The sequence below is a fragment of the Tepidimonas ignava genome (assembly GCF_004342625.1).
GTDB lineage: Bacteria > Pseudomonadota > Gammaproteobacteria > Burkholderiales > Burkholderiaceae_C > Tepidimonas > Tepidimonas ignava.
Window position 1 is genome coordinate 199,028 of sequence record NZ_SMAH01000004.1, and the last position, 9,042, is coordinate 208,069.

7 protein-coding genes and 2 pseudogenes are annotated in these 9,042 nt (G+C 63.7%); 1 reads left to right on the top strand and 8 read right to left on the bottom strand.

All coding sequences use genetic code 11. From position 1 onward, the window contains the following. Positions 1–51: 51 nt before the first annotated feature. The 5 genes and pseudogenes from EDC36_RS04835 to EDC36_RS04850 all read right to left on the bottom strand — a co-directional run bounded on the left by EDC36_RS04835 (position 52) and on the right by EDC36_RS04850 (position 5,404). On the bottom strand, positions 52–2,373 hold the full coding sequence (locus tag EDC36_RS04835) for a glycosyltransferase (RefSeq protein ID WP_132962112.1): 2,322 nt from the start codon (positions 2,371–2,373) through the stop codon (positions 52–54). Between the two features lie 32 nt (positions 2,374–2,405). Continuing rightward, positions 2,406–3,347: a class I SAM-dependent methyltransferase gene (locus EDC36_RS04840; protein ID WP_132962113.1), complete on the bottom strand. Its 942-nt coding sequence runs from the start codon at positions 3,345–3,347 to the stop codon at positions 2,406–2,408. Next, positions 3,338–3,784, bottom strand: a complete 447-nt coding sequence (locus EDC36_RS13515; protein WP_390617109.1) for a Wzt carbohydrate-binding domain-containing protein — start codon at positions 3,782–3,784, stop codon at positions 3,338–3,340. Before EDC36_RS13515 ends, EDC36_RS04840 begins: the two co-directional genes overlap by 10 nt. Before the next feature lie 282 nt (positions 3,785–4,066). Further along, a pseudogene (locus EDC36_RS13520) lies at positions 4,067–4,504 on the bottom strand (ABC transporter ATP-binding protein); the annotation flags it as partial. Between the two features lie 105 nt (positions 4,505–4,609). Then, entirely contained in the window at positions 4,610–5,404 is a 795-nt protein-coding gene (locus tag EDC36_RS04850; RefSeq protein WP_132962115.1) for an ABC transporter permease, read from the bottom strand. A gap of 191 nt (positions 5,405–5,595) precedes the next feature. On the opposite strand from EDC36_RS04850, the gene gmd reads away from it, so the two are divergent. Then, the gene (gmd, locus tag EDC36_RS04855) at positions 5,596–6,627 is read left to right on the top strand and encodes a GDP-mannose 4,6-dehydratase (protein ID WP_132962116.1); all 1,032 of its coding nucleotides are present in this window, start codon (positions 5,596–5,598) and stop codon (positions 6,625–6,627) included. 103 nt (positions 6,628–6,730) lie between these two features. Here gmd and EDC36_RS04860 read toward each other — a convergent pair whose 3' ends face one another. The 3 genes and pseudogenes from EDC36_RS04860 to EDC36_RS13525 all read right to left on the bottom strand — a co-directional run. Beyond that, complete coding sequence (locus tag EDC36_RS04860; RefSeq protein WP_132962117.1) at positions 6,731–7,744, bottom strand: acyltransferase family protein; 1,014 nt, start codon at positions 7,742–7,744, stop codon at positions 6,731–6,733. A gap of 37 nt (positions 7,745–7,781) precedes the next feature. Continuing rightward, a complete protein-coding gene (locus tag EDC36_RS04865) occupies positions 7,782–8,813 on the bottom strand; it encodes a calcium-binding protein (protein ID WP_132962118.1) in 1,032 nt (343 codons plus the stop codon). Positions 8,814–8,819: 6 nt separating this feature from the next. Then, positions 8,820–8,945 (bottom strand): annotated as a pseudogene (locus EDC36_RS13525) (calcium-binding protein); the annotation flags it as partial. Between the last annotated feature and the right edge of the window lie 97 nt (positions 8,946–9,042).

The window sequence follows — 9,042 nt, forward strand, 5'->3', positions numbered from 1 at the left end:
GGTGAGGTTAAGCTAGGCCACTGGTTGCCGCGCACACAGCATGCCCGGCTCTCAGGAGCTTGCCTCTAGTATATCGGTAAGATCCGGCAGCGCAACAGGCGGGCTCTGAGACAGGCTTCGTTCAGCGCCGGCGTGCGGCACTTGTTGCACGGATGCAACGGCACGCTCCGGCACTGGGCCCAGCAGCGCTTGCACACGCCGGGCAAAGGCCGCCGCGGTGTAGTGGTCCAGGTAGCGCTGGCGGCCCTGCTGGCCGAGCCGGCAGCGCAGGGCAGGTTGGTCGATAAGTGTGCGCAGTGCGCCGATGAGTGGTTGGGCGTCCGGGGTGGGTATGCACACGCCGACGTCGTTGGTGACGATTTCGGCGCCGCCGCCGTTGGCGCCCGCGATGACCGCTTTGCCCGCACGCATGGCTTCCAGGTAGATGAGGCCAAACGATTCGTAGCGGCTTGGGGCTACAAAAATGTCGCAGCGGCGGTATTCGTCCAGCAGCGCGGTGTCGTCCACCTCGCCCACCACGTGCACGCGCTGCAGCCAGGGCTGGCCGTGGTGCTGCTGAGCGAAGTACGCTGGCCAGGGCTGGCCGCCCGGGCCGGGTAACGTGTGGTTGCCCACCAGGCGCCATTGGACGTGGGGGTACTGGGGCGCGAGTTCCGCCACCGCTTGCAGCATGAGGTCGATGCCTTTGCGGTGTTCAAAGCGCCCGACGTACAGCACGGTCAGCCCGGGCTGGGCGACGCCGGGTTCGCCGCCACCTGGGTTGGCTGTGGTGGGGGCAGGATCGTCGTCGATGCCAAAGGGCAGGTGGTGCAAGGGCGCGAGTTGCTGGGCCGCCTGCGGGTAGTGCGTGCGCACGTCGTTGGCGATGGCATGCGTGCTGGCCAACAGCGCCGTGCTGTGCTGCAGCAACCACGCTTCGGCCTGGATGGCAGGCTGCACGTGGTGTTGGAGGTAATGTGGGTTGGCTTGCCAGTCGGTCCGCAGGGGCAGGCTGAGCTGGTAGCTGGTGACGAGGTAGGTGTAAAGCTGCCAGCCGGGTTGGGCGGCGAGTTCGTAGCCTTCGACGTCCCACAGCGCCGCAACGAAAGTGCGTACGTCCAGCCGCTGGGCCAGCGTCCGCGCGCATTGGTACACGGCGTGGGTCCACTGCCGCAGGGTGGCCGGGGGCTCAGGACGGTCCGCCAGGGGCGCGGGCACGTGCGCGCAGGGCGTGATGCGGTGCACCCAGACACCGTTTTCGAAGTCGGTGCGCGGCTCGGGGTCGGGGCTTTGGGCGATGACGTGGACTTCGTGCCCGAGTTCGGCCAGCGCTCGCGCCAGGGTGTGGGTGTACCGGCCTATGCCGCCCAGTGGCTGTGGCGGGTAGTTACGGCTGATGAGCGCCACACGCAGCGCGGCAGCGTGCCCCTGGCGTTGCCACAGCGGCGCGTGGGCAGTGAAGGCTGCGGGATCGGGGTCGGGCAGCGTGATGGTCTTGCCGCAGGGGTGGGCGAAGGCGTCGTATGTGGCTTCACGCGCGCCTTGCACCACGTCGTGCCGCAAGCGCTGGGCGTGCTCCGCGCCGATTTTGCCCGCCGCCTGCAGGTGAGCCACACTGGCCAGCAGGTCGTCCCGCTGGCGCTGCGCCAGCGGGACGGGGTTTTGCACGGCGTTGTGGCGCAGGGCGTAGTACACCTTGCTGCGCGCGGTGGGCAGCAAGGTGGTGGGCACACGTTGGGGGCTTCGCAGGTGGCTGGGAGCGTACGCGTGATGGACTTCGGCGCCAGGCACGGTGGCGATGCGCCAGCCGGCTTGCAGCAGGCGCAGGCACAAGTCTGTCTCGTCCAAAAAGTAGGCGTACTCCTCATCAAAACCGCCTACTTGTTGCACCGCTTGACGCCTAAAGGCGCTGTTGACGCCAATCAGGCTAGGGAACCAGTCCGGGTCTTCGGTGTCGGGTGGGTGGTCAAAGAAGCGTGCCTCCCCCAACCGGTTGCAGCGGATGTGCCGTGTCTGGTAAGCCACGCCGGTGTGGTCGCGCACGTAGCCGCCCACGGCACCCAGACGCTCGTCGGCGGCAAAGGCTTGCGCCAGGGTATCGAGCCAGTTGGCTTCGGGCAGCCCGTCGTCGTCGGTGAAGGCTACGTACTCGCCCGCGGCCATGGCCAGGCCTATGTTGCGCGAGCGGCTGAGGTTGGTTTCGGCGCAGTGGCCCAAGCGGATGTGGGGCAACCAAGGACGCAGGCGCTCCAACGTGTCGTCGGTGCAGGGGCCAGCAACCACGATGATTTCGTAGCGTGGGTAGCGCAGCCGCTGCAGGGCATCCAGCGTGCGCACCAAGCTGGCGGCACGGTTGTACGTGTTGATGATGACGCTAAAGCGTGGCATGGACATGGCACTTGGTCCAGGGGTATGGTGCGGGCGGACTAGGGGGCGCGCCGGGCGTGAACCTCACATTCGAAGCACAGGCCGTTGCGCCGGCCTCGGGCGACGCACTCCACAGCGCTGAATCCGCTGGCGGCCAGTTCCGCCATGAGGGATTCGGGGCTGTAGGCGTGGTAGTGGAAGTCGCCCTCGTAGTCCTGACCGCCGTAGAGCACGTGCACCAGGTCGGCTTCGGTCATGGCGCCGGCCAGGTGCGCTTGGAGCATGGCCTGCAAGTCGGGCGTGATGAGCTCCAGTGTTGCGCCGGGGGCCAGCACGCGACGCCATTCAGGCAGCACTCGGGTACGCAAATCGTGCAAGGTGAAGTGTTCCACGAGGTGGGCCGCACGCAAGCGCTGCACGCAGGCATCGGGTAGCGGCAACACATGCGCCGGGGCGACGATGTCCACGCCAGGCAAGGGCCTCATGTCCACGTTGATGCGGTCGGGGTCGGGCTTGGCGCCGCAGCCCACCTCCAGCCAGAGGCCTTGCGGGCGCGCCATGTGCTGCGCCAGCTTGGCAGGGTCGAGAACTTGCGGGCTAAGCCCCGGTTGCCGGGTTGTCAGGATGGTTTGCGCCAGTTGACGTTCCGCGCGCTCGACGCGCGAAGTGAGCGCCTCCACGGCCGCGTCCACCTTCAGGTTGAGGGCATGGCGGTGTTGGTCAAGCAGCGCCGTGGTGTTGTGTTCCCATGCTTGGGTTTGGGCCACTGCGGCCTTGAGGCCGCTGACCATCACCGCCAAGGTGTCCAGTTGGTCTTGTATCGCGTCGAGCCTGCCCTTGGTGTTGGAGCTGCGGATGCGGCCGTCCATGCGCAGCAGCGCATCGCGTAAGCGGTAAACCCAGTGGCGGTTGCGGTCCACCCATCGCTTGAAGATGGGGCCAAGTACCGGCACGCGCACCAAGCGGCCGTACAACGCGTACAACAGTCGGGTCAAGGACATGGAAGCGTGCTCTCGGAATTGGGAGTGTGAATTGCCCTAACGTGCACCCGACAAGGCAGGCGCACGGCGCCCACGGCGCTGGCGGCGGGCTCGACGACGGTGATGCGCACGCAGTGAAAGGCCCATAAGAAAACCCTTTGGGTGAAGTCATGCGCGTCGTGCACCGCCAAAGTGAGGGTGTATTCCCCTGCACCCAGCAGCAAGTCCACCTCCATGCTTACCCTAAGAGTTTGGCCGGGCTGAAAGTTCAACGGCTGGCCGCGCATGGCGGTGTGGGTGCCAAACAGATCCAGCCCCATGGCGGTGTGCACCATCAACCCCAGCGTGAGCCCGTGCACGGCTTGCTGCGACTGCAAATCAACGTCGAGCCGCAGGGTTTGTCCGCTGACGAGCACGCACTCACGCACGGGCTGCCCGTTGAGGCAGAGTTGCTTCATCTGCACAGCCGCGCTGTGCGCCGGACTGACACCACCGTCCCCCGGCGCAACGGCCCCGCCCCCCTGCAGCAGCGAAGCCACGTAGGCATCGGCCGCGGTTTTGGGGTCGGCGTCGATCAAAACGCGGCCCCGCTGCAACACAATGGCCCGCTGGCACAAGCTTTTGACGCTGTTGAGGTCGTGCGAGACAAACAGCAGGGCATCCCCTTGGCTGAGCCGCTCGCGCAGCGCAGCCAGGCATTTGGCCTGAAAGGCCAGGTCGCCCACGGCCAGCGCTTCGTCGATGATGAGCAGCGGGGCGGGTGTGTGGATGGCGATGGCAAAGGCCAGGCGCAGCAACATGCCACTGGAGTACGCACGCACAGGCTCGTCGATGGCTGGGCCGAGTTCAGCAAAGTCCACAATCCGCTGCCAGTTGACACGGAGGGTCTGCTCGTCCATCCCCCACAGCGCGGCTTGCATACGCAAGTTCTCCCGCCCTGTGGCATGGGGGTCAAACCCAGCCCCCAGCTCCAGGATGGCACAGACGCGCTCGGGCGCGTGCACAACGCCAGCATCGGGCACCAGCACGCCGGCAATGAGCTTGAGCAACGTCGACTTGCCGCTGCCGTTGCGGCCAATGATGCCAACCGCCTCGCCCGGGTGAACCTGCAACGACACGCCGTCGAGCACCACCTTGTCGCCCGCGGCAGGGCCGCCCCGCCCCGCCGAGAAACCCAGTAAGCGCGCCAGTTGCCCCCGCACGGACGGCTGGGTGGCAAAGGTTTTGCGCACCCCGTGCAGGGCCAAAACGGGCTGCTTGTGCGGCTGGGTGGTCATTGCGGTTTACAGTGCATCCAACACCTGACGGCGGCCATGGCGCAGCACACGCAGCACCAACCACACATGCAGCACCGCCATCAGCCAGGGCATGGGCGCCGCCCATGGCGGCACCGGCAGCGGCGGCACACCAGACCACGCAGACTGCACGGGCGCCATCAGCGCGTACCACGGGTGCCATTGCGCCAACGCGCCCTGCCACGCCGCAGGCACCAGCGACGCCGGGTAAACAATGGGCGTAAGCCAAAAGCCCACGTTGAGCAGCGGTGGCAGTGCCTGCCGGATGTCCGGCAGGGCCACTGCAAGCAACCCCCAGGCCAAGCCCGATACGTAGCCGAAAACGATGCACACCGCGCCCAGCCCCAACGTCAGCAGCACTGTACCCAAGCCCGGCGGCCCGTACAACACGGCCGCCGCCACCCACACCAACGCCACGGCCAGCGCCATGTGCACCCACTGCACAATGGGCACGTACAGACCCAAGGTCGGGATATCGACTTGGTTTTTTTTGATGATGAGCCGCTGCGCAACCAGCACCTCGCTGGCCTGCAATACCGTGTTTTGAAACGCCTGCCACAGCACCACACCGGGCAAAAAGTACAGGATGTAGGGCACCGTGCCCTGCCCTGAAGCCGCAGCCGGCAGCTTGTGCGACAGCACCCCCCCCATGACGACTGCCAGCACACCCAGCTGAACGTAGTTGGGCAGCACCGCCCACCAGGCGCCCAGACGGAACTGCCGGTAGCCCTGCAGCAGCCCTTGCGCCACCAGCAAGCGAGCAAAGCGCCAGCTTACCTGCATCCGCCGCAAGGCAGGCCCGGCCAAACCGATCGCAGCCCAGCCGCGCGCCACGTCACACCCCGCCCACGACGCCGGCTGGCCGCGCACCCGCTGCGCAGCCGCCAACGACGTGCTCGCGCCGAACGGCCCCCCAGCAGGCCTGTGCTAGCATCGGCGTTTTACCGATTGACACCAACATTGGATATCCCAAAATGAAACGGGCAATTGTAACAGGCATCACCGGACAGGATGGCGCCTACCTGGCCCAGTGGTTGCTGAACCAGGGCTACCGGGTGTGGGGCGCGATGCGCCGCAGCGCCTCCAGCAGTTTGTGGCGGCTGCAGGAGCTGGGCATCGAGCAGCATCCGCACCTGACGCTGACGGAGTTTGACCTGCTGGATCTAAGTTCCGCGCTGCGTCTGGTCGAGCAGGCGCAGCCGGACGAAATCTACAACCTGGCCGCCCAAAGTTTTGTCGGCACGTCATTCGGACAGCCCCTGCTAACTGCGCAGATCAACGGAATGGGGGCGCTGAATCTGCTGGAAGCGATACGAGTCATCAACCCCAAGACACGCTTTTATCAGGCCAGCACCTCCGAAATGTTTGGTAAAGTACAACAGATACCCCAAAGCGAGAGCACACCTTTTTATCCACGCAGCCCGTACGGCGTTTCTAAATTATTTGCACACTGGGCCACAATCAATTACCGCGAGAGTTACGATATTTTTGCCTGCAGCGGCATTTTGTTCAACCATGAAAGCCCGCTGCGCGGCCTGGAGTTTGTGACGCGCAAAATCACCGACGGTGTGGCGCGCATCCGTGCCGGCAAGCTGGACTGCCTGGAGCTTGGCAACTTGGATGCCAAGCGCGACTGGGGCTACGCGGCCGAGTATGTGGTAGGCATGTGGAAGATGTTGCAGGCCCCACAGCCGGATAGTTACGTGCTGGCCACCGGAACTTGCCACACCGTGCGTGATTTTGTTCGACTGGCCTTTGCCGCCGCGGGCTACCAGTTGGCGTTTGAGGGCACGGGCGTTGATGAGGTGGGGCGCGAGGCAAGCAGCGGCAAGGTGTTGGTGAGGGTGAATCCGGCGTTTTTCCGGCCCGCCGAGGTGGACTTGCTGATCGGTGACGCCACGCGGGCCAAGGAACACTTAGGCTGGCAAGCCACGACGCCGCTGGAAGCGTTGTGCCGCATGATGGTGCAGCGGGATTTGCAGCGCCATGGCGTGCTCGCCGGCTGACACGCGGCAAGCAACCAACCCTGTTCTACGCACACACAGGCCTGGCTGGCGTGGCGACCAACACCGGCGCCTGAGGGTGACGGGGGCCAGGCACCCGCAGCGCCTACGGCGTTGCTGGCTGGCCAAGGATGGCCGACTGACGCGCGCGGAGGTGGCGCCGCCAGCGCGCCACGGGGCGTTGGGCTACGCGATCCAGCCACCACGCGAGCACCCACACCAAGGCCAAGTAAACCACCCAGCCCGTGGCGTGTGGAAGTTGTTGCAGCGTTGGCCAGGCGGTGGCAATGACAGCGAAGTGGACCAGGAAGACGGGATAGGCCCAATCCGCCATGCGATCATCCCATGCCCGCCGGGGCAGGCGCGCCAACACAGCCACGGCGGGCAGCCCCAACACCACCCCACCCAATACCTCCGCGACAAAGGGCTGCCCCCACCGACCTACAGCAGCGGTCCACAGCCACAACGCCAGCGTGACCAACCACACAAGCCGCAAGGCACGGGCACAACACCCGTTGGAGCGCTGCAGCGCGTGAAACAGACACGACCCCAGCAGGAATATCCACAAGTTCCCCGGCAACAAGCGGTAACCCCAGGCATCGCTGGGCAACAGGCCAAGCTGCGCCGTAGCCCCCACAACCCAGGTCAAAACCAGGGCCCCAAGCATGCGGCGGGTGCTGGCCAGCAGCCACGGCGCCAGGAGGTAGAACTGCAGCTCCAACCCCAACGACCATGCGGGCGGCACAGGCGTGAACGTGTCCAACACCGGCGCGACGGCGGCGAAATTGAGCGGCACCACAAGCAGCGACGCCAACCACAACGCGGGCTGCTGCCACCCACTGACGAAGGGACTCGACATTCCGGCCGTGTAAAAAGCGGCCAACCCCAGCAGCCACGCCACGTAGTACGGCGGTAGCAGCCTAACGGCGCGCTCGGCATAAAACAGGCGTGGCGATGACCAACCGCCCGGATGGGTGTGCAGCATGGCGGCCACCACGTAACCGCTCAGCAACAAAAAAACCACCACGGCCGGTACGCCGAGGTGGTAGCCGCGCATGCTGACACCAACGTGGCTAAGCGCCACCATGGCGGCAAGAACAAGGCGCAGGGCTCCAAACATAGGTCAATTGTAAGCCCTGCACAGTAGCGCCTTGCCTCTAGTACAAGCTTTTGATCAAGTCAAGCTCCGTGAGCGATTCGGTGCGCACGCCCGCAAAAATCGCCACCGGCTGCAACTCGTCAGCGACGACACGGTTGTCGGCGCCGGTATCGTCCTGAAAGCGATACAGCGCCATATCCTGCGTCCCAACGTTGACGAAGAAATAATGCACTGCCTTGTTGCCGTAGGTTGCATTGTTGCCGTACGCATCAAGAAACGCCGCAACAGTGGCGGTATCGGACTGGGCGACCGAACCACCCGTAATGACGAAAATGCCCTTACCGTAGTCGTCTTTTGTCCGGGGGGTCTGAGCCGGTGTGAGGTAAGCCTGCGATGGCGAGCTCAAAAACTGGATGTAACTTATGATCACTGCACCGGTCCACCAATCATTCTGGCTCGGAACATCCGACCAACCATAATAATACGAAGATGATCCATAAGATTGAAATAGATCTATGCTAAAAGCATCAACACCAAATTTGAAATCATTGACAACCACCCTCGGGACTTCGCCGTCAACAATGCCAATGCTTATCTTATCAGAAACCTGGACATCCTCCCTCAAGTTAATCACTACGGGCCCTCGCTGATCATAGATTACCACATAATCTTTCCCTTCGCCCGGCTCAATACCCGTTACCAAAATATTACCATTGTACGCCGAGTACGATCGTTCTAAATATATTGAATCATCACCACCACCACCAAACACTTGCGAGCCCAGATAAACTGCTACGCGATCATTACCCGACCCGCCCTCAATGTAGCTCCCGTAACCCTCGTCATCAATGTGGTCATCACCATCGCCCCCGTAAATAATGTTCGCCCCCGTGCCTCCATAAAGACTATCCTTGCCAGCCCCGCCGTCAAGGACGTCATCGCCACGCCAGCCATCTATATAATCTTCACCATCATCACCAAATAATCGATCCGGACCGGCGGCGCCGTATATGCTGTCAGCCCCGCCACCACCTCGGGCAAGGTTAGCAACCACCTCGCCATCCCATCCGTATATCCCGACATACAACATATCAGCACCGAGCCCGCCGTCAATATAGTCCGAGCCCGCATCACCGTAGATTTTATCGTTACCAGAGCCACCGAGCAGGATATCGTCACCATCTCCACCTTTGATGGTATCATCACCCGCAGCGCCGTCGATGTAGTCGCCCCTGAAATATTCATAACATCATGATTTTTCTTGTGTTATTGTCTGTTTGCGAGTACAATTTCCCCCAGATCTGATGTCTGATGCGCCG